17 protein-coding genes are annotated in these 18,515 nt (G+C 72.1%); 6 read left to right on the forward strand and 11 right to left on the reverse strand.

Annotated elements, in window-relative coordinates; genetic code table 11:
* Positions 1-264 precede the first annotated feature (264 nt).
* A complete protein-coding gene (locus AB0469_RS16085; protein WP_366452004.1) occupies positions 265-954 on the forward strand; it encodes a helix-turn-helix transcriptional regulator in 690 nt (229 codons plus the stop codon).
* Between the two features lie 113 nt (positions 955-1,067).
* Here the strand turns inward: AB0469_RS16085 and AB0469_RS16090 are convergent, their stop codons facing one another.
* Positions 1,068-2,093, reverse strand: coding sequence for an ATP-dependent 6-phosphofructokinase (locus tag AB0469_RS16090; RefSeq protein ID WP_366452005.1), 1,026 nt, complete (start codon positions 2,091-2,093; stop codon positions 1,068-1,070).
* A 230-nt stretch (positions 2,094-2,323) separates the two neighbouring features.
* On the opposite strand from AB0469_RS16090, the gene pta reads away from it, so the two are divergent.
* The 3 genes from pta to pyk all read left to right on the forward strand — a co-directional run bounded on the left by pta (position 2,324) and on the right by pyk (position 7,179).
* Positions 2,324-4,414 carry a phosphate acetyltransferase gene (gene pta, locus AB0469_RS16095; RefSeq protein ID WP_366452006.1) on the forward strand — a complete coding sequence of 697 codons (2,091 nt, stop codon included), beginning with the start codon at positions 2,324-2,326 and terminating at the stop codon, positions 4,412-4,414.
* A 57-nt stretch (positions 4,415-4,471) separates the two neighbouring features.
* Positions 4,472-5,686 carry an acetate kinase gene (locus AB0469_RS16100; protein ID WP_366452007.1) on the forward strand — a complete coding sequence of 405 codons (1,215 nt, stop codon included), beginning with the start codon at positions 4,472-4,474 and terminating at the stop codon, positions 5,684-5,686.
* A 62-nt stretch (positions 5,687-5,748) separates the two neighbouring features.
* On the forward strand, positions 5,749-7,179 hold the full coding sequence (gene pyk / locus AB0469_RS16105; RefSeq protein WP_366452008.1) for a pyruvate kinase: 1,431 nt from the start codon (positions 5,749-5,751) through the stop codon (positions 7,177-7,179).
* A gap of 107 nt (positions 7,180-7,286) precedes the next feature.
* Here the strand turns inward: pyk and AB0469_RS16110 are convergent, their stop codons facing one another.
* From AB0469_RS16110 to AB0469_RS16125, 4 genes are all read right to left on the reverse strand, one after another.
* On the reverse strand, positions 7,287-8,606 hold the full coding sequence (locus AB0469_RS16110; protein WP_366452009.1) for a hypothetical protein: 1,320 nt from the start codon (positions 8,604-8,606) through the stop codon (positions 7,287-7,289).
* Complete coding sequence (locus AB0469_RS16115) at positions 8,596-9,147, reverse strand: DUF6114 domain-containing protein (RefSeq protein WP_366452010.1); 552 nt, start codon at positions 9,145-9,147, stop codon at positions 8,596-8,598. The genes AB0469_RS16110 and AB0469_RS16115 overlap by 11 nt, the downstream gene beginning before the upstream one ends.
* A 114-nt stretch (positions 9,148-9,261) precedes the next feature.
* Complete coding sequence (locus AB0469_RS16120) at positions 9,262-9,909, reverse strand: DUF6230 family protein (RefSeq protein WP_366452011.1); 648 nt, start codon at positions 9,907-9,909, stop codon at positions 9,262-9,264.
* A 600-nt stretch (positions 9,910-10,509) separates the two neighbouring features.
* Positions 10,510-11,493, reverse strand: a complete 984-nt coding sequence (locus AB0469_RS16125; protein WP_366452013.1) for a tetratricopeptide repeat protein — start codon at positions 11,491-11,493, stop codon at positions 10,510-10,512.
* A 251-nt stretch (positions 11,494-11,744) separates the two neighbouring features.
* On the opposite strand from AB0469_RS16125, the gene AB0469_RS16130 reads away from it, so the two are divergent.
* Entirely contained in the window at positions 11,745-12,377 is a 633-nt protein-coding gene (locus AB0469_RS16130; RefSeq protein ID WP_366452014.1) for a TetR/AcrR family transcriptional regulator, read from the forward strand.
* 125 nt (positions 12,378-12,502) lie between these two features.
* Here AB0469_RS16130 and AB0469_RS16135 read toward each other — a convergent pair whose 3' ends face one another.
* The 4 genes from AB0469_RS16135 to AB0469_RS16150 all read right to left on the reverse strand — a co-directional run bounded on the left by AB0469_RS16135 (position 12,503) and on the right by AB0469_RS16150 (position 16,659).
* Positions 12,503-14,203: a methylmalonyl-CoA mutase family protein gene (locus AB0469_RS16135; RefSeq protein WP_366452015.1), complete on the reverse strand. Its 1,701-nt coding sequence runs from the start codon at positions 14,201-14,203 to the stop codon at positions 12,503-12,505.
* 119 nt (positions 14,204-14,322) lie between these two features.
* Entirely contained in the window at positions 14,323-14,652 is a 330-nt protein-coding gene (locus AB0469_RS16140) for a DUF3817 domain-containing protein (protein ID WP_042809084.1), read from the reverse strand.
* A 50-nt stretch (positions 14,653-14,702) separates the two neighbouring features.
* Positions 14,703-15,212 (reverse strand): MarR family transcriptional regulator, encoded by a 510-nt coding sequence (locus AB0469_RS16145; protein ID WP_366452016.1) that lies wholly within the window; start codon positions 15,210-15,212, stop codon positions 14,703-14,705.
* Positions 15,213-15,255: 43 nt separating this feature from the next.
* Positions 15,256-16,659, reverse strand: coding sequence for an MFS transporter (locus AB0469_RS16150; protein WP_366452017.1), 1,404 nt, complete (start codon positions 16,657-16,659; stop codon positions 15,256-15,258).
* A gap of 113 nt (positions 16,660-16,772) precedes the next feature.
* Here AB0469_RS16150 and AB0469_RS16155 point away from each other — a divergent pair, with 113 nt between their 5' ends.
* Positions 16,773-17,783 (forward strand): DUF5937 family protein, encoded by a 1,011-nt coding sequence (locus AB0469_RS16155; RefSeq protein ID WP_366452018.1) that lies wholly within the window; start codon positions 16,773-16,775, stop codon positions 17,781-17,783.
* An 81-nt stretch (positions 17,784-17,864) separates the two neighbouring features.
* Here AB0469_RS16155 and AB0469_RS16160 read toward each other — a convergent pair whose 3' ends face one another.
* Both AB0469_RS16160 and AB0469_RS16165 read right to left on the reverse strand, forming a co-directional pair.
* Positions 17,865-18,161 carry an MTH1187 family thiamine-binding protein gene (locus AB0469_RS16160; RefSeq protein ID WP_366452019.1) on the reverse strand — a complete coding sequence of 99 codons (297 nt, stop codon included), beginning with the start codon at positions 18,159-18,161 and terminating at the stop codon, positions 17,865-17,867.
* Positions 18,158-18,502, reverse strand: a complete 345-nt coding sequence (locus AB0469_RS16165; RefSeq protein WP_042809078.1) for a DUF3817 domain-containing protein — start codon at positions 18,500-18,502, stop codon at positions 18,158-18,160. The genes AB0469_RS16160 and AB0469_RS16165 overlap by 4 nt, the downstream gene beginning before the upstream one ends.
* Positions 18,503-18,515: the final 13 nt, after the last annotated feature.

The raw sequence follows: 18,515 nt of genomic DNA on the forward strand, positions 1-18,515 counted from the left end.
CCCCGTATGCGAGGGCCCCCGTTATGGATCACGTAAGGCATAGGGGTGCGGTTCACGGTGTGTGGTGGGGATCACGCGGCGGGCCCCCGGAGGTGCCTGAAATGGAGTGGCCTGATCCGTACGCTGTGAATGGATCTTCCGTCCATCCGATTACCGGACAGTCGCCGGGAAAACCGCATAAAGTCATGAACTGCATAGGACTTTCCTACGAGTTATTGGCTTGTTTGATTGGTCTGTAGTCGCAGCGGCTCGGCCACTCCTACGGTGTGCCCTGTGCACTCCAGCCCACCTTTCAATGCCCCCGCCGCGCGTCGCCTGCGCGCGGCCCTGGGCATGGCGCCCGGTCACGTCGCCTACGGCCTGCGGGCGCAGTACGGCCTGCTCGTCGCGCCCGAGACCGTGATGGCCTGGGAGCAGGGCGAGCAGTCGCCCAGCTCCGCCGAGCTGACCGCCCTCGCCGGCGTGCTCTGGTGCTCCCCCGGGGAGCTGCTCGCCGAGCCCGTCACCCTGCGGGAACACCGGCTGGCCCGGGGCATGGACCCCGAGGACCTGGCCCGCCGGGTCGGGCTGGAGCCGGGCGCGTACCTCAAGATGGAGGACAGCGGGCGCTGGAAGGGCAACGAGCGCCAGTCCGCCGCCCTCGCCTCGGCGCTCAAGCTGACCCTCGCCCAGTTCGTGGCGGTGACCGGCAAGCAGGAGGAGCTCGAGGGGCTGCTGCGCAGCGCGGCGACCACCCGCTGGCAGGCGTACGTGAAGCCGCTGGCCAAGCTGCTGCCGGTGCCCAAGGCGCATCTGGAGCGGGTCCTGGAGCTGCTCTACAACGAGTACCAGCAGCGGATGGTGGCCACGGTCAGCTGGGGCGGCGGCGAGAGCTCGACCTGGACCGGCGACGCCGGCCGGGAGTACCTGGAGGCGATCTCGGAGCGGTTCTGGTCGCTGGCCGGCGGTGCGTGACCGGGCGCACCGGCCGCGGCGGCCCCGGACGTCCTCCTCGCGGGAGGGCGTCCGGGGCCGTTCGGCGCGCGAGCGGGGGCCCGGGTCCCGGCGGGACGGGCCGAACGGGCCGCTCAGAAGACGGACTCGGCCTCGTACATGCGGTCGTCGGGGACGGTCTTCAGCTCGGTGACGGCCTCGGCCAGCGGGGCCATGACCACGTCGGTGCCGCGCAGGGCGGTCATGTTGCCGAAGTCCCCGCGGTGCACGGCCTCCACGGCGTGCCAGCCGAAGCGGGTCGCCAGCACGCGGTCGTAGGCGGTGGGGACGCCGCCGCGCTGGACGTGGCCGAGGATGACCGGGCGGGCCTCCTTGCCGAGGCGGTGTTCCAGCTCGACGGCCAGGCGGTTGCCGATGCCGGCGAAGCGCTCGTGGCCGTAGGCGTCGATCGCGCCCTTTTCGTACGGCATGGAGCCCTCGGCCGGGTGCGCGCCTTCGGCGACGCAGACGACGGCGAACTTCTTGCCCCGGGAGAACCGTTCCTCCACCATCTTGACCAGCGCGTCCACCTCGAAGGGCCGCTCCGGCAGGCAGATGCCGTGGGCGCCGCCGGCCATGCCGGACTCCAGGGCGATCCAGCCGGCGTGGCGGCCCATGACCTCGACGACCATCACGCGCTGGTGCGACTCGGCGGTGGTCTTGAGGCGGTCGATGGCCTCGGTGGCGACGGTGACGGCGGTGTCGAAGCCGAAGGTGCGGTCGGTGGCGGAGATGTCGTTGTCGATGGTCTTCGGGACGCCGACGACCGGCATCCCCGCGTCCGAGAGCATCCGCGAGGCCGTCAGGGTGCCCTCGCCGCCGATCGGGATCAGGGCGTCGAGCTCGTAGCGCCGGGCCAGCTCGTGCGCGTTCTCGGCGGCCTCGTGCAGCCGGGCGCGCTCCATGCGCGCCGAGCCGAGGATGGTGCCGCCGCGGGCCAGGATGCCGCTGACGGCATTGATGTCCAGGGGTCGGTAGTGGCCGTCGAGGAGGCCCTTGAAGCCGTCCTCGAACCCGATGACCTCGTCGCCGTGGCCGACCAGCGCGCGGTGTACGACCGACCGGATGACGGCGTTCAGGCCGGGACAGTCGCCGCCTGCGGTGAGAACTCCGATACGCATCGTCCTGTGTCTCCTGCTCCTGGTCGTACCTGATGGGCGTATTGATCCCACGTGTCCGATTGTTCCATGACGGCAGGGCGGGCCGCGCTCCGCGCTACTCCGCCCACCAGGCCTTTCGCCCCTGCCCTCCGGGCCTTTCTTCCATCGGGCGCTTTATCCACTGAGCGGGGTATTGTCAAGAGGTCGAGCCACACCAAACAGATATCCACCAGCATGGACGGAGGCCACGCGTGACGCGCAGCGTGTACGTGACCGGGATCGAGCGGGGGGACGGCCGCCAGGTCGTCGAACTGGGGATCATGGAGCTGCTGACCCGCCGGACCGGCCGGGTCGGCGTCTACCGTCCGCTGCTGCACGATGCGCCGGACCGCCTCTTCGACCTGCTGAAGGCCCGCTACCGGCTCGACCAGGACGCCTCGGACGCGTACGGGATGGAATACGGGGAGGCCTCCGCGGTCCTGGCCGAGAAGGGCACGGACGAGCTGGTCTCCCGGCTCGTGGACCGCTACCACCGGGTGGCCCGCGACTACGAGGTCATGCTGGTCCTCGGCACCGACTACGCCGACACCAACCTGCCCGACGAGCTGGCCCTGAACGCCCGCCTCGCCAACGAGCTCGGCGCGGTCGTGGTGCCCGTCGTCGGCGGCACCCGGCACCCGGCCGACGCCGTGCGCGCCGAGGCCCGCAACGCCCACCGGGCCTACGAGAGCCTGGGCTGCCACGTCGTGGCGATGGTGGTCAACCGGGTCTCCCCCGCGGACCGGGAGTCCATAGCGGAGCGGCTGGCCGCCCGCCTGCCCGTGCCCTGCTACGTCCTGCCGGAGGACAAGTCCCTGTCCGCCCCGACCGTCGCCCAGATCACCCGGGCGCTCGGCGGCGAGGTGCTGCTCGGCGACGACGCCGGGCTGGCGCGCGACGCCGTGGACTTCGTCTTCGGCGGCGCGATGCTGCCCAACTTCCTGAACGCCCTGACCCCCGGCTGCCTGGTGGTGACCCCCGGGGACCGCGCCGACCTCGTCGTCGGGGCCCTCGCCGCGCACGCCTCCGGCACCCCGCCGATCGCGGGCGTGCTGCTGACCCTGGGCGAGCGCCCGGGCCAGGACGTCCTGGCCCTCGCCTCGAAGCTGGCGCCCGGCACCCCCGTGGTCTCGGTGGCCGGGAACAGCTTCCCGACGGCCACCGAACTCTTCTCCCTGCAGAGCCGTTTGAACTCCGCGACCCCGCGCAAGCTGGAGACCGCGCTCGGCCTCTTCGAGCGGCACGTGGACACCGCCGAGCTGCGCGGGCTGCTGTCGGTGGCCCGCTCGGAGCGCGTCACCCCGATGATGTTCGAGCACGAACTGCTGGAGCGGGCCCGCTCCCAGCGGCGGCGCGTGGTCCTGCCCGAGGGCACCGAGGAGCGGGTGCTGCGGGCGGCCGACGTGGTGCTCCGCCGGGGTGTCTGCGACCTGACCCTGCTGGGCGACGAGCAGGCCGTCCTGAAGAAGGCCGCCGACCTGGGCGTCGACATCTCGGGCGCCCAGGTCATCGACCCGGCCGCCTCCCCGATGCGGGAACGGTTCGCCGAGTACTACGCCCGGGCCCGCGCCCACAAGGGCATGACCGTCGAGCTGGCCCACGACGTGGTCACCGACGCCAACTACTTCGGCACGCTGATGGTCCAGGAGGGCCTGGCCGACGGCATGGTCTCCGGATCCGTGCACTCCACCGCCGCGACCATCCGCCCCGCCTTCGAGATCATCAAGACCAAGCCGGAGGCCTCGATCGTCTCCTCCGTCTTCTTCATGTGCCTGGCCGACCAGGTCCTCGTGTACGGCGACTGCGCGGTCAACCCGGACCCGAACGCCGAACAGCTCGCCGACATCGCCGTCCAGTCGGCCGCCACCGCCGCGGCCTTCGGCGTCGAGCCGCGGATCGCGATGCTCTCGTACTCCACCGGCACCTCGGGCTCCGGCGCGGACGTGGACAAGGTCCGCAAGGCCACCGAGATCGTCCGCGAGCGCCGGCCGGACCTGCTCGTCGAGGGCCCGATCCAGTACGACGCGGCCGTGGAGCCGTCGGTGGCGGCGACCAAGCTGCCGGGCTCCGAGGTGGCCGGGCGGGCGAGCGTGCTGATCTTCCCGGACCTGAACACGGGCAACAACACGTACAAGGCCGTGCAGCGTTCGGCGGGCGCCGTCGCGGTCGGCCCGGTGCTCCAGGGCCTGCGCAAGCCCGTCAACGACCTCTCGCGCGGGGCGCTGGTCCAGGACATCGTCACCACGGTGGCCATCACCGCGATCCAGGCCCAGACCCAGGACGCGCCGGCCCCCACCGCCTGACCCTCTCCCCGCACCCCTCCCCCGCCTCCCGCCCGTTCCGAAGGAAAGACCCGCACCGTGACCGCAACGCGCGTACTCGTCCTCAACTCCGGCTCCTCGTCGGTCAAGTACCAGCTCCTCGACATGGCGGACTCCTCCCGCCTGGCCGTCGGCCTGGTGGAGCGGATCGGGGAGGAGGGCTCCCGCCTGGTGCACGAGCCGCTCGCCGGACCCGGGGCCGGAGCCGGTCGTCGTGAGCGTGCGGGTGCGATCGCGGACCACGGGGAGGCCCTGCGGGCGGTCGCCGAGGAGCTGGCCGCCGACGGCCTGGGCCTGGACTCCCCCGAACTGGCCGCCGTGGGCCACCGGGTGGTGCACGGCGGGACCCGGTTCACCGCCCCGACGGTGATCGACGACGAGGTGCTGGCGGAGATCCGCAGCCTGATCCCGCTGGCCCCGCTGCACAACCCGGCGAACGTGACCGGCATCGAGGTGGCGCGCGAGCTGCGCGCGGACCTCCCGCAGGTGGCCGTCTTCGACACGGCCTTCCACGCGACGATGCCGGAGCACGTGGCCCGCTACGCGATCGACGCGTCGACCGCCGAGAAGTACTCCATCCGGCGGTACGGCTTCCACGGCACCTCCCACGCCTACGTCTCGCGGGCGACGGCCGCGCTGCTGGGCCGGGCGGTGGAGGACGTGAACGTGATCGTGCTGCACCTGGGCAACGGCGCCTCCGCCTCGGCCGTGCGCGGCGGGGTGTGCGTGGAGACCTCGATGGGCCTGACCCCGCTGGAGGGGCTGGTCATGGGGACGCGGTCGGGAGACCTGGACCCGGCCGTGATCTTCCACCTGGCCCGGGTGGGCGGGCTGTCGGTCGACGAGATCGACTCGCTGCTCAACAAGAAGAGCGGTCTGCTGGGTCTGTGCGGCGACAACGACATGCGCGAGGTGACCCGGCGGGCGGGCGAGGGAGACGAGGCGGCGCGCCTGGCGCTCGCGGCGTACGTCCACCGGCTGAAGAAGTACATCGGCGCCTACACGGCGGTACTGGGCCGGGTGGACGCGGTGGTGTTCACGGCGGGCGTCGGCGAGAACGCCCCGGTGGTCCGGGAGGCGGCGGTTTCCGGCCTGGAGGTGCTGGGGCTCGCGCTGGACCCGGAGGCCAACGCGGCACGGTCCCCGGAGCCCCGGCTGATCTCGCCGGACCACGCCCGGGTGGCGGTGGCCGTGGTGCCGACCGATGAGGAGCTGGAGATCGCCACCCAGGCGTACGCGCTGGTTACCCAGTAGTCACTTGGACTTTCCACCAGACGGAATATTCCGCTACGAAACAAACGGATAGGATCCGCTTCATGCGCCGTTCCAAAATCGTCTGCACGCTGGGCCCCGCCGTCGACTCGCTTGAGCAGCTGAAAGCACTCATCGAGGCAGGTATGAACGTGGCCCGATTCAACTTCAGCCACGGTTCCCAGGCAGAACACCAGGAGCGGTACGACCGCGTCCGGAGGGCTTGCGAGGAGACCGGGCGCGCGGTCGGCGTCCTCGCCGACCTCCAGGGTCCGAAGATCCGTCTGGAGACCTTCGCCGAGGGCCCCGTCGAGCTGGTGCGCGGTGACGAGTTCACCATCACCACCGAGGACGTCCCGGGCGACAAGTCCATCTGCGGCACCACCTACAAGGGCCTCCCGGGCGACGTCGCCAAGGGTGACCAGATCCTGATCAACGACGGCAACGTCGAGCTGCGGGTGACCGAGGTCGACGGCCCGCGGGTGCGGACCATCGTCATCGAGGGCGGTGTGATCTCGGACCACAAGGGCATCAACCTGCCGGGTGCCGCCGTGAACGTCCCCGCCCTGTCGGAGAAGGACGTCGACGACCTGCGCTTCGCGCTCCGCATGGGCTGCGACATGGTCGCGCTGTCCTTCGTCCGCGACGCCAACGACGTCAAGGACGTCCACCGCGTCATGGACGAGGAGGGCCGCCGGGTCCCCGTCATCGCCAAGGTGGAGAAGCCGCAGGCCGTCGAGAACATGGAGGCCGTGGTCGCGGCCTTCGACGCGGTCATGGTGGCCCGCGGCGACCTGGCCGTCGAGTACCCGCTCGAGAAGGTCCCGATGGTCCAGAAGCGGCTCATCGAGATGTGCCGCCGCAACGCCAAGCCGGTGATCGTCGCCACCCAGATGATGGAGTCGATGATCACCAACTCCCGGCCGACCCGCGCCGAGGCCTCCGACGTCGCCAACGCCATCCTCGACGGCGCCGACGCGGTCATGCTCTCCGCCGAGTCCTCCGTGGGCGCCTACCCGATCGAGACCGTCAAGACGATGTCGAAGATCGTCACGGCGGCCGAGGAGGAGCTGCTCTCCAAGGGCCTCCAGCCGCTGGTCCAGGGCAAGAAGCCGCGTACCCAGGGCGGCTCCGTCGCCCGCGCGGCCTGCGAGATCGCGGACTTCCTCGACGGCAAGGCCCTGGTCGCCTTCACCCAGTCCGGCGACACCGCCCGCCGCCTGTCGCGCTACCGCGCCCAGCAGCCGATCCTGGCGTTCACCACCGACGTGAACACCCGCAACCAGCTCACCCTGAGCTGGGGCGTCGAGTCGGCCATCGTCCCGCACGCCGACAGCACCGACGCGATGGTCGAGCTGGTCGACGCCGAGGTGCTGAAGCTCCAGCGCTTCAACGCCGGCGACACCATGATCATCACCGCCGGCTCGCCCCCCGGCGTCCCGGGCACGACCAACATGGTCCGCGTCCACCACCTGGGCGGAGCCGCCCGCGACTGAGCCCCCGGGCCGTCCGACTCTGCCGCACAGAGACCGAGGGCGGCGCCCCGGTCCCTTGGGGGACCGGGGCGCCGCCCTCGGTGCGTTCCGCGGGGCCGCCGCGCGCGTCAGCCCTCCGGTGGGCCGATGTAGTTGTGCAGGCCCGGGACCGTGAGGTTGCCGCCGAACTGGCCGGCCTGGACGACCTTGACGTGCGTGAAGAACGCGAAGGGGACGTTCAGGGGCGGCGGGCTGTTCGGGGTGAACTCGATCGGGATGAGCCCGAAGAGGTTGCCCTTGAGGCTCTCCGTGTACATCGTGACCTTGCCGTCGCGGATCTTGGACGTGGAGCCCGGGCGCGACTTCAGGTGGGCGACGTTCCCGCTCTTGCCGACCGTCTGGTAGAGGTCCTTGATGTCCAGCGAGTCCGCCGTGAACTTCAGGACCTTCTTGGTCTTCCCGCTCGCCGTCTTCACCTCGACGATGCCCTCGTAGTCCAGGCCGTAGAGGGTCAGCAGGGAGCTGTCCAGGTACCAGGGCTCGTCGGGCAGCAGCGGGATGCCCTGCTCCAGCTTCGCGTCGGCCAGGGCCTTCGCGTCGAAGGTCGGGCAGGGGAAGGGCTGCTTGCCGTCCGGGTCCGCCGTCGTCGAGGACGAGGGCGAGGGCGAGGCGCCGTCCGCCTTCTCGTCGTCGGCCCCGTCCGCGCCGGCCGCGGACGTGCCCGTCTCGTCCTTGGGGGTCTTGACGGTGTCCTTGACGGACTGCGGCAGCTCCTCGACCGTGGCGCCGGCCTTCTTCGCGGCGTCGCGGATCGCGTCGGCGGTCGGATCGGCGGCGGGGGCCTTCGGGGTGCCCGGGACAGGCATCGCGGGGGCGGCCGGCTTCTGCGCGCCCTGGAGGGGCTTGCCGAAGGCGTCCACCAGACCCTTGAGGGCGTCTCCCACGCCCAGCGGGTCGAGCGGGTTCGGGGTCTTGGTTGCCGAGGGGGACGGGGAGGCGCTCGCGGACGGCTTGGCCGACGGGGTCTCCTGCTTCCGCTCCTTCGGGGCCTCGGGCTGCTTGGCCGACGGGGTCGCCGCGGGGCTCGCAGCCGGCTTCGGCGCCTGGCTCGCGCCCGGCGAGGGGCTCGCGCCCGGCGACGTACCCGGCGAGGGGGTCGCGGACGGGGAGCCGGACGGGGAGGGCGAGGCCGGGGCGGAGGGCTCGTCGGAGCGCGTCACGCACGGGCCAGGGGCGAAGGGGATCTCCTTGTCGTCGGCCATCGCCAGCTTCGGGGCGATCCCCATCCCGACGAGCACGGCCGTCGGCATCGCCGCCAGCGCCATCGTCTTGCCGACGGGTATCTGGAGCTTGTTCAGCAGCGACTTCCTGGGCGCCGCGTGGCGGCCCTTTCTCTCACGGGACTCTGCGCCTGGGGCCACGCCCCGCTGCGTCTCGTCACCCCGCACTGTTCCTCCCGCCATCGGCGTGGGCAGTCTTCTCGGTCACGTACGGCGTTTCCGTGTCGCGGGGGCCCGGGATGCCGTGGAACGGGTCCACGGGCGCCACCTCGGCCGCCTCGGCCTGCTCGGGTCCGTCCTCCACCGGGACGCCCGGCGCCCAGGCCAGCGCGAGACAGCCGCCGACCATGGAGGTGAGGAAGCCGATGAAGAAGCCGCCGAGGTTGGACAGCGGGATCGACACCAGGGCCAGCAGGATCGCGGCGACGCCCGCGAAGACGCGGATGCCCTGCTGGAACCAGAGCGCCAGGCCCAGCGTGATCAGCAGGATGCCGATGATCAGCGAGCCGGAGCCGGTCGTCGTCGCCATCGCGAGGGTGACGTTGCCCAGCCGGATGTCCGCGAACGGGAAGTAGACGATCGGGACCCCGCCGAGGAGCGTGAACAGGCCGGCCCAGAAGGGGCGCTCGCCCCGCCAGGCACGGAAGCGGTGGTGCACGACGGCGAGCCAGTGTTCGTCTGCGGCGTGAACCGGGGCCTGGGGGTTCATGGACAACAGCTCCCTGGAAACGGTGGTACGGAGAACTCTGTGGAGCCCGGACGGACGGGCGCCGGCGGCTGCCGCCGCCCGCCCGTCCGGTCAGTCACACGTCCGGGACGAGGACTACTTCTCGTCCTGGTAGCACGGCTGGTTGCCGCTGAGCAGACGGAGCTTGAGGTCGGGCAGCGTGAAGGTGCCCGCCGTCGTCGCCCAGGCCTTCTGGCGCACGTTCGTCAGCGTGGCCTTCTTGGCGCGCTGCGAGAACAGGCCGCCGTCCGCCACCGTGCCGGGGACCGGCTTGGTGACGTGGCTGCCGTCGCCGACCGCGACACCGATGTCGAGCTGGTCGAACTTGGCGTCCGCGTCCAGCTCGGCGACGTCGAGGTAGATGTTCTCCGCGACGGCCGGCTTGCCCTTGTTGCCGGTGTGCAGCTGGAGCGTGATGGCGCCGAGGCCCGGCACCGGGGTGACCAGCGACTGGCACATGTTGGTGATCTCGGCGCGGCTGAAGCCGGAGATCGTCACGGGGTGCTTGCTGATCTCGTCCTTCTTGCCGAGGGTCGCACCCTCGGCAACGCTGCCGTACTGGATCAGGTTGTCACCGACGAGCTGGTCGGCCGACACCTTGAAGTCCTGGCCGGAAACGCTGAACGAGGCCGCGAGGGCACCCTGCGCCAGACCCACACCGACCGCGGCCGTGGCCGCGATGGACGGCACCATGACGAGCGCGAAGCGCTTCCATCTGGTCCCGCCACGAACCTGAGAACTCATTTCGTTCCTCCTTCTCGGACGTACATCTCCGGTCCGGACAGAGCCCGGCCTGGGATGGGAGAAGTGCTACGTCCTCGGGAAGGAGCGCAGGCGGCCCAGCCGCGGCGCAGCCGCGTCCGATACACCGGCGATCACCCCCGAGCGACAACCACTGGGCCACGCGTTCGCGCAACCTGGAGGACAGGCCCTGCCGGTGTGGCAGAGACCCCCCTGTCCACGGCCGGTGTGCGTGCCACCGGCCCACCCGGTGGGGACCCTCCGCCGCGGCCGCCTGATGAGCGGCTCTACGGGAAGGACCGAGCGTCGCCGATCGTGGTCCATTCCAGGCCGGGGCACAAGGGGGGTCGTTACTCGCGGGTAACGGCTGGGTAACCGGAGCGCCTCCCCGCGTCGCACAGCAGCCACACAGGGTGTCACCCTGGGCCACGACAGAAGGGGTGAAGAAGGAACCAACCGGACAGTTCACGGGGTTCGGTTTACTCCGAGTAACAGCGGCCGCGATTACCAAGTTTTGGTAAAGCGCGGCCGCTGTTTATCTCCGTGTCAACAAATCGCCGGCCACCCGGCCGCGTACCGCTCCAGCCGGGGCCCGGCCGGGCTCTAGAAGAGCACCCGCGCCAGCGCCGTACGCGCCGCGGTCACGCGCGGGTCGTCCGCGCCGATCACCTCGAAGAGCTCCAGGAGCCGCACCCGTACGGAATCCCGCTCGTCACCGGCCGTCACCCGTACGGTGTCCACCAGGCGGGAGAAGGCGTCGGCCACGTGCCCGCCGGCGAGGTCCAGATCGGCCGCGGCCATCTGGGCGGCCGGGTCGCGCGGGTTCTCGGCCGCCGCGGTGCGCACGGTCTGCGGGTTCATGTGCTGCACCCGGGAGAGCAGCTCGGCCTGGGCCAGGCCCAGCTTGGCCTCGGTGTTGGCCGGGTCGTCCGCGAGCACGTTCTTGTACGCCTGCACGGCGCCGCCCAGGTCGCCCGCGTCCAGCGCGACGACCGCCGCCTCCAGCAGCGCGTCGTACGGACCGGCCGGCACGGGAGCCGGGGCCGCCGGGGCGCCCGTGGCGTCGGGGTCGACCTGGAGGCCGAGGATGCCGAAGCGCTCCTCGGCGACCTGGACCAGCTGGGCCAGGGTCTCGCGGATCTGCTGCTCGGGGGCCACCCCCTGGAACAGCGGCAGCACCTGGCCGGCGACCACGGCGAACACGGCCGGGATGCCCTGGATGCCGAACTGCTGCATCAGCATCTGGTTGGCGTCGACGTCGATCTTCGCCAGGACGAAGCGGCCGTTCGCCTCGACGGCCAGCCGCTCCAGGAGGGGGCCGAGCTGCTTGCACGGCTCGCACCACTCGGCCCAGAAGTCGAGGACGACCGGGACCTCGTTGGAGAGCTGGAGGACGTCGCTTTCGAAGCCGGCCTCGTCGACGTCGACGACGAGCGCGGACGGCGGTACGGCGCCGCCGGGCGCACCGGCGCCGCCCTGGCGCGCCGCCTCCGCGCGGGCCTGCTCGGCCTTCGCCTTTGCTTCGCCGGCCGCCTTCACCGCGGCGAGGTCGACGACGCCGCTCATGGACATGTTTCTGGGCTGCATGCGTACATCCTCCCCCGTGTGCGCGCGCCGACGAAAAGGATCCCGGAAGATCCCGTGTGAAACGTCGTTTCCGACCGTTCGTGTGCTGTTGTGGCGCCGGGTCCCCACCTGGCGCCGGTAGCTCTTCGCGTGGTTGTCGCTCTTACGCTACGAGCCGTAGCGTAACTCCCCCGGGCGCCGCGCGCCCCGTGATCTGAACCACAGCGCCGAGGCCCCCGGCGGTTCCGCTACTGGCGGGTATGGTCTCGGCCATGCGCAACCCGTGCTCCCGTACGACCCCCCGGCCCGGCCGCACCGGCCGCCCCCGCAGCGTGGCTGCGGACGCGGCGATCCTGGCGGCGACGCGGGAGGCGCTGGTGGAGCTGGGGTGGTCGAAGCTGACCATGGGGGACGTCTCGGCCCGGGCCGGCGTCGCCAAGACCACCCTGTACCGGCGCTGGGCGGGGAAGAACGAGCTGGTCGTGGACGCGGTCGCGGAGCTCTTCGACGCGCTCGAACTGCCCGACCGGGGGTCGCTGGAAGCCGACATCGAGTACGTGGTGCTGCAGTTCGCGGGGCTGCTGCGGCGCCCGGAGGCCCGGACGGCCCTGATGGCGGTGGTCGCCGAGTCCACCCGGGACGAGGCGCTGCGGGACCGGATCCGGTCGGCGATCGTGGACCGGCAGAAACGTCTCGTCGTACTGGGCCGGGAACGGGCCCAGGCCCGCGGCGAGCTCCCGTACGAGGAGGACCCGTCCCTCGCCGGGCACACCACGGACCTGATCTTCGACGTGATCGCGGGCACGGTGGTGCACCGCGCGCTGGTGAGCTCCGAGCCGGTGGACGAGGGCTGGGTGGCGGCCTTCACCGCGCTGCTGATGCACGGCCTCGCCGCCCGCGGCTGAGCCGGCTCGCGGCTGAGCCGGCTCGCGCAGCGCGCGGGGCCGGAGCGGGCGGGGCGAACACGCGGGGCCGGCCGAGGGGTTCCCCGCGGGGAACTCCTCGGCCGGCCCGTGGCGCGGTGCGCGGACTAGAAGCCGGGGGGTTCGGTGTAGGTGCCCCACTCGTCGCGCAGGACGTTGCAGATCTCGCCCATCGTGGCCTCGGCCCGTACGGCGTCCAGCATGGCCGGGATCATGTTGGAGCCGTCGCGGGCGGCGTCCAGCATGGCCTTCAGCGAGGCCGTCACCTTGGCGTCGTCGCGGCGCTCCTTGCGGGCGGCGAGCACCCGCACCTGCTCGCGCTCCACCTCGTGGCTGACGCGGAGGATCTCCAGGTCGCCGGTGACCGAGCCGTGGTGGACGTTGACGCCGACGACCCGCTTGTCGCCCTTCTCCAGCGCGCGCTGGTACTGGAAGGCCGACTCGGCGATCTCGCCGGTGAACCAGCCGTCCTCGATGCCGCGCAGGATGCCCGACGTGATGGGGCCGATCGGGTGCTGCCCGTCCGGGTGGGCGCGCAGGCCGCGCTCCTTGATCTGGTCGAAGATCTTCTCGGCGTCGGCCTCGATGCGGTCGGTGAGCTGCTCGACGTACCAGGAGCCGCCCAGCGGGTCGGCGACGTTGGCGACGCCGGTCTCCTCCATCAGCACCTGCTGGGTGCGCAGCGCGATCTCGGCGGCCTGCTCGCTGGGGAGGGCGAGGGTCTCGTCGAGGGCGTTGGTGTGCAGCGAGTTGGTGCCGCCGAGGACGGCCGCGAGGGCTTCGACGGCGGTGCGCACGACGTTGTTGTACGGCTGCTGGGCCGTCAGGGAGACGCCGGCGGTCTGCGTGTGGAAGCGCAGCCACATCGACTTCTCGTTCTTCGCGCCGTACACCTCCTTCATCCAGCGGGCCCAGATCCGGCGGGCGGCGCGGAACTTGGCGATCTCCTCGAAGAAGTCGAGGTGCGCGTCGAAGAAGAAGGACAGGCCGGGCGCGAAGTGGTCGACGTCCAGGCCGCGGGAGAGGCCGAGCTCCACGTACCCGAAGCCGTCGGCGAGGGTGTACGCGAGCTCCTGCGCGGCCGTGGCCCCGGCCTCGCGGATGTGGTAGCCGGAGACGGACAGCGGCTTGTAGGCCGGGATGCCGTTCGCGCAGTACTCGATCAGGTCGCCGATGAGGCGCAGGTGGGGCTCGGGTTCGAAGAGCCACTCCTTCTGGGCGATGTACTCCTTGAAGATGTCCGTCTGGAGGGTGCCGTTGAGCACGCCCGGGTCGACGCCCTGGCGCTCGGCGGCGACGAGGTACATGCAGAAGGCGGGGACGGCCGGGCCGGAGATCGTCATCGACGTGGTGACGTCGCCGAGCGGGATGTCCTTGAAGAGGACCTCCATGTCGGCGGCGGAGTCGATGGCGACGCCGCAGTGCCCGACCTCGCCGAGCGAGCGCGGGTCGTCGGAGTCGCGCCCCATCAGGGTGGGCATGTCGAAGGCCACCGAGAGCCCGCCGCCGCCGGCGGCGAGGATCATCTTGTAGCGCTCGTTGGTCTGCTCGGCGTTGCCGAAGCCGGCGAACTGCCGGATGGTCCAGGTCCGGCCGCGGTACCCGGTGGCGTGCAGGCCGCGGGTGTAGGGGTACTCCCCCGGCCAGCCGATGCGCTCGAAGCCCTCGTACGCGTCTCCGGGCCGGGGCCCGTAGACGGGGTCGACCTCATCGCCGGAGAGCGTGGTGAAATCCGCGTCCCGCTTGCGGGCCTTGTCATATCGGGCCTGCCAGCGGCGGCGGCCCTCCTCGATGGCGTCTGCGTCCATGCCTTCGAATTTACTAGGACGTCCTAGTAAATGTCGATGGCAAACCCCCGGGGAGTCGTCCCCGGGGGTGTGGTTTCGAGCGTTCCTACAGGCCCGCGCGAGCGGGCCCGGACGCGGACTCAGGCGCCGACGGTGACCGGGGCGTCCGCGACCAGCGGCTCGACCTCGGCGCGGACGCCGCGCTCGACGAAGAAGGCGGCCAGCGGGATGGTCCCCGACACCAGGACCCACAGCAGCTTGCCGAAGGGCCACTTGGCCTTGGAGCCGAGGTCGAAGGCGAAGACCAGGTAGATCATGAAGAGCACGCCGTGGACCTGCGAGACCGCGAGGGTCAGGTCGGCGCCGGTGTCGAAGCCGTACTTCGCCACCATGCAGGCACAGAGGATCAGGAGCATGACCGCGGTCACGTAGGCCATGACGCGGTAGCGGGTCAGCACGCTTCGTTTCATGCCGTCGAGCGTAACCGCCCGATTTGCGCGATCTTGACGCGCCCCGGCCCTCAGCTCTCCTCGAAGTCGGCGGCGGCCACCCGCAGCGGCCTGAGCAGCGCGAAGATCTCCGCGCACTCCTCCGCGTCGTAGGCACCGAGCCCGAACTCGACCGCCATCAGGTCCTTCGTCGCCGCCTCGACGACCTCGCGGCCCTTCTCCGTGATGGACGCGAGCGTGCCGCGGCCGTCGTGCGGGTTGGGCCGCTTGGCCACCAGACCGGACTTCACGAGCCGGTCCACCGTGTTCGTCACCGAGGTGGGGTGGACCATCAGCCGCTCGCCGATCTTCGACATCGGGAGCTCCCCCGCCTGGGAGAAGGTGAGCAGCACGAGCGCCTCGTAACGGGCGAAGGTCAGGCCGTACGGCTTGACCACCGCGTCGACCTCGCCGAGCAGGATCTGGTGCGCGCGCATGATCGAGGTGATCGCGGCCATGGACGGCACGGGACCCCAGCGCTGCCGCCAGAGCTCGTCGGCACGGGCGATGGGGTCGAAGGGGAGGCTGAGCGGCTTCGGCATCCACCAGACCCTACCGGGCGGTCATTTCCGGCGGCCCCCCGTCTCATTCCTCGGCCGCTCCGCCGGCCGGCGCGGTGGCGCGCAGTTCGGCGAGCAGGGCGAGGACGACGAGGGTGCCGAGCAGGGCGGAGCCGGCGACGACGGCGTGCGCCGGGAAGACCTCGGCGGCGGCCCCGGCCAGCGCCATGCCCACCCCCTGGAGGGTCATCACCCCGGTGCTCAGCAGGGTCATCGCCCGGCCGCGCAGCTCGTCGGGGACGGTGTCCACGTACATCCGGTCGATGCCGAGGGCGTGGGCGTGCGCCAGCCCGGCGAGGAGCAGCGCCGCCGCGACGGCGGCCGGGCCGGGGCGCAGCGCGTACACGAGGAACGGCAGCAGGCAGACGGCGGCCAGCGGTGCGGTGATCCGCGCCCGGGCCGGCTCGGTGAGGGCGGAGCCGGCCCAGAGTTCACCCGCGATGGTGCCCACGGGAAGGGCGCACATCAGGATCCCGAGGGTGACGGTCCCGGCGCCGATGCCGTCGGCGTAGGGGGTGAGCAGGGCCTCCGGGACGACGGTGAAGGCGGACGGGACCCAGCACAGCAGGGTCAGGGCGCGCAGCCGGCGGTTCCCGAACACGGCGCGCAGCCCGCCGAGGGCGGAATGCCGGACGGCTGCCGCCCGGGCGGGCCGGGCCCGGGTGCCCAGGCGCAGCAGCAGGGCGGAGGCCAGGAACCCGGCGGCGGTCAGGGCGACGGCCCCGCGCGGCGCGAGGACGGTCAGCAGCAGCCCGCCGAGGCCGAAGCCGATGAGCTGGGCGCTCTGCGCGACCATGCGCAGCAGCGACCGGCCGAGGACGAAGGCCCCGCCGGAGCCGAGGATGTCGGCGAGGGAGGCGCTGCGCGCACCCTGGAAGAGGGGGGCGACGAAGGCCATGGCGCAGCGCAGGACGAGGATCCCCGCGATCGGCGTCCCCGGCCAGACCATGGCCGCCGCGCAGGCGGCGCACAGCAGGTCGCAGGCGGTGAGCACCCGCCGGGCGGGGTAGCGGTCGGCGATCCCGGCGAGCAGGGTGCCGCCGAAGGCGTAGGGCAGGAAGCCGAGGGCGAAGGTGAGCGCGCTCATCAGGGGGGAGCCGGTGGCGCGGTAGACGAGGACGGTGAGGGAGATCTCGGCGACGACGACGCCCAGGACGGACATCAGGTGCGCGGCGAAGACGGCGGGGAACTCGGGGACGCGGAACACCGCGCCGTAGCCCGGCGCGGGGGCGGCGGGGGCCGCTGCGCCGTCGGCCGGGTCGTGCGCGCCGGGGCCGGCGTGGGACTTCGGGACGGAAGGCTTCAGGACGGCCGGATCCCGGTCCGCGCGCGCCGGGGCAGCCGAGCCCGGGACGGCCGGGCCCGGGGCAGCCGGGGCCGGGGTGGCGCGTGGTGCGGCCCCGGCGGGGGCTTCGTGATCGGTGGACATGGCCGCAGCCTCCCGGGGCCGGCCCCGGCCGGGTAGGGATTCGCTCGGGGGCGAATGTTGGGGCAGAGTCCTCGGGTCGGCGCCGTCGCGCACACGAGGGGAGGCGGGCCGGGATGGGGCTGCTCCACCGCTTCGGGCACGAGGACCTGCTGCGGTGCCGGTTCGCGCTGTCGCCGCTGTGGGAGACCCAGCAGGCGGTCCGCACCCTCAAGCGGCCGGACCGGCAGGGCTACCACCTGCCCTGGCTGCGCGGGATCCGGGCGGCGGCGGCCGGGCTGGACCTGCGGCCGCTGTGGCTGCTGATGCCCCACCGCGGGCACACCGCGGACTTCGTCGGCCCGCCGCCGAGCGGGCCCGCGGTCTCCTTCGGGGAGGAGCTGGCGCAGGTCCGCGCGGCGGACCCGGCCGCGGCGCGCGAGGACATGCTCAAGGCGCTGGCGTGCACTCCGGGCGCGCCCGACAGCGAGCTGGGCCGGTCCCTCGTCGCGGATCCCGCACGGTCCGTGCAGGAGCTGGCCGATCTGCTGGAGCGGGCCTGGAGCGTGCTGGTCGAGCCGCACTGGCCGCGGCTGCGGGCCCTGCTGGAGGCGGACGTCCTCTTCCACTCGCGCCGGCTCGCCGCCGGAGGCCTGGAGGCGCTCTTCGACGGGCTGCACCCGGACCTCTCCTGGGACTCCGCCTCCCTCACCCTGACCATCGAGCGGCCGGCCCACCACGAGCGCGTCCTGGGCGGACAGGGGCTGCTGCTGATGCCGAGCGCCTTCATCTGGCCGCACATCGCGGGCGGCTTCGACCCGCCGTGGCAGCCGACGGTGGTCTACCCGGCCCGGGGCATCGGCGCCCTGTGGACCCCGGTACGGGAGGACGCCCCGGCCGCGCTGGCCCGCCTGCTGGGCCGGGGCCGGGCCGACGTGCTGTGCGCCCTGGAGGAGCCCGCCTCCACCACGGCGCTGGCCCACCGGCTCGGCACGGCCCCGTCGACGGTCTCGGCGCATCTGAAGGTGCTTCAGGAGGCGGGCCTGCTCATCTCCGCCCGCCACGGCCACCAGGTCCGCTACGAACGCACCCCCCTGGCCATAGCCCTCGTCTCGGGCACCGCCGCGACCCCGATCGCCCAACCGTGAGCCCCGTCACACCACATGGTCGCGCATGCGCCCCCCGCCTCGGGCGGGGGGCGCATGCGGGAAGGGCTCCGGCGGGCGGGGTCAGTCCCGCGCGAGGTGGCGTTCGACCGTGTCGACCTTCGAGGTGATCCCGTCGGTGACACCGGGGCGGATGTCGGCCTTGAGGATGAAGGAGACCCGGGGGGCGCGCTCCTCGACCGCGGCGACCGCGCGCCGGACCACGTCCATCACCTCGTCCCACTCACCCTCCAGGGTGGTGAACATCGCGTCGGTGCGGTTGGGCAGACCCGACTCGCGCACCACGCGGACCGCGTCGGCGACGTACTCGCCGACCTCCTCGCCCACCCCCAGCGGGGTCACCGAGAACGCGACGATCACGCCCGGGCCGCCTCGCGCGCACGGGCGGCGACGACGCTGTCGGCCTCGTCCCGCTTGAGCAGCCGGTCGCCGTAGAGCCCGCCGAAGGGCAGCAGCGCGAGCACGAAGAACAGGGCGGCCTTCTTCAGCGGCCACTTGGCCTTGTTCCACACGTCCAGCAGGAAGACCGCGTAGATGACGAACAGGATCCCGTGCAGGATGCCCAGCGGCATCATCAGGTAGTCGATGTCCGAGATCCGGCTCAGCAGGGAGCCGAAGATCAGCAGGGCCGGGAACGACAGCGCCTCGGGTACGGAGATGAGGCGCAGCCGGTGCAGGGCGGAGGCGGTCTTGATGTCCACGTGGAACCTTCGG

This window comes from Streptomyces sp. NPDC093801, from assembly GCF_040701585.1.
Classification (GTDB): domain Bacteria; phylum Actinomycetota; class Actinomycetes; order Streptomycetales; family Streptomycetaceae; genus Streptomyces.